The sequence below is a fragment of the Roseateles sp. P5_B10 genome, assembly GCF_056400485.1.
In genome coordinates this window covers 1-1,586 of record NZ_JBFULE010001036.1, presented here as the reverse complement: position 1 = coordinate 1,586, position 1,586 = coordinate 1, and the positions used below count along the sequence as shown (strand labels likewise).

The 1,586-nt window shown below is 68.7% G+C and carries 2 protein-coding genes; one reads left to right on the top strand and one right to left on the bottom strand.

Annotation, left to right across the window (positions count from 1 at the left end):
• Positions 1-33 precede the first annotated feature (33 nt).
• Positions 34-1,023: a quinone oxidoreductase family protein gene (locus AC1DU6_RS30540; RefSeq protein WP_477861832.1), complete on the bottom strand. Its 990-nt coding sequence runs from the start codon at positions 1,021-1,023 to the stop codon at positions 34-36.
• A 63-nt stretch (positions 1,024-1,086) separates the two neighbouring features.
• On the opposite strand from AC1DU6_RS30540, the gene AC1DU6_RS30535 reads away from it, so the two are divergent.
• A partial coding sequence (locus AC1DU6_RS30535) for a DMT family transporter (protein WP_477861830.1) occupies positions 1,087-1,586 on the top strand: 500 nt, incomplete at its 3' end.

The window sequence follows — 1,586 nt, the reverse complement described above, 5'->3', positions numbered from 1 at the left end:
AGCTGCAACTCGGCCGGGCGCCGGCTTAAAGTTTCAGGGCAGCAGCACGGCGCTGCCCACCAACTGGCGGGCCTCCAGATCGCGGTGGGACTGGGCCGCGTCCGCCAGCGTATAGCGCTTGTCGATGCGGACCTTGACCTGGCTGCTGGCCACCATCTCGAACAGCTCGTCGCCCATGACCTGCGTGGCCTCGCGCGTGGCGATGTGCGTGAACAGCGTCGGCCGCGTCACATAGATGGAGCCCTTGGCCGCCAGCGTGCTCACGCTGAAGGGCGGCACCGGACCCGAGGCACCGCCGAAGCTGGCCAGCAGGCCAAAAGGCGCCAGGCTGTTCAACGAGCCCTCCCAGGTGTCGGCACCGACCGAGTCGTAGACCACCTTCACGCCGCGCCCGCCGGTGATCTCGCGCACCTTGGCGGCGAAGTCCGTATCACGGCGGTAGTTGATGGCATGTGCCGCGCCGTTGTCCAACGCCAGCTGGCACTTTTCGTCGCTGCCTGCGGTGCCGATGAGCTGCAGGCCAAGCGCCCGCGCCCATTGGCAGGCGATCAGCCCGACACCGCCGGCCGCCGCGTGAAAGAGCACAAAGTCGCCCGGCTGCAGGCCACCCTGGGGCAGGGTCTTGCGCAGCAGGTATTGCACCGTCAGACCCTTGAGCATCATGGCCGCGGCGGTCTCGAAATCGATGGCGTCAGGCAGCTTGAGCACGCATTTGGCGGGCATCACACGGGCGGTCGCGTATGCCCCCGGTGGATTGCTCGCATAGGCCGCGCGGTCACCGGCCTTCAGGTGGGTGACACCCTCGCCCACCGCCTCGACAACGCCCGCGCCTTCCATGCCCAGCCGCGCCGGCAGCGGCAAGGCGTAGGTRCCGTTGCGGTGGTAGACGTCGATGTAGTTCAGCCCGCAGGCCTCGTGGCGGATGCGGATCTCGCCCGGACCKGGGGCGCCGACCTCCACRTCCATCAGCTTCAGTTGCTCGGCCCCGCCCGGGGCTTCGATGACAACGGCTTTTTCACTCATGCGGCGTCTCCTGTTCGCGAGTCCGGTATCGTGCCAGCCCTTTGGCCCACGCGGCGGCGCCTGATGAAACTGACCCCACGCCTTGCTCTGCTGTTGACGCTGCCGCCACTGCTGTGGGCCGGCAACGCCGTCATCGGCCGCATGGTGCGCAACGACATCCCGCCGATGGCGCTGAACGCGTTGCGCTGGCTGCTCGCCTTCGTGCTGCTGGCTCCGCTGGCCCGCCGCCTGCTGGCCGACCCGCGGGAGGCCTTGAAGCGCTGGCGTGGTCTGGCCTGGCTGGGCTTTCTTGGCATGGGTTGCTACAACTCGCTGCAATACCTGGCGCTGCACACCTCGTCGCCGCTGAACGTCACGCTGATCACCGCCAGCATGCCGGTCTGGATGCTCGGCGTGGGTGCCGTCTTCTACGGCGTGAAGCCGACTCGCCGCCAGCTGGCCGGCGCAGCCCTGTCGCTGCTCGGCGTGGCCGTCGTCATCGCGCGCGGCGACCCCGCCGCCCTGCTGGCCGTGCAATTTGTACCCGGCGACCTGGTGATGCTCGTGGCGCGCTACACCGGGGC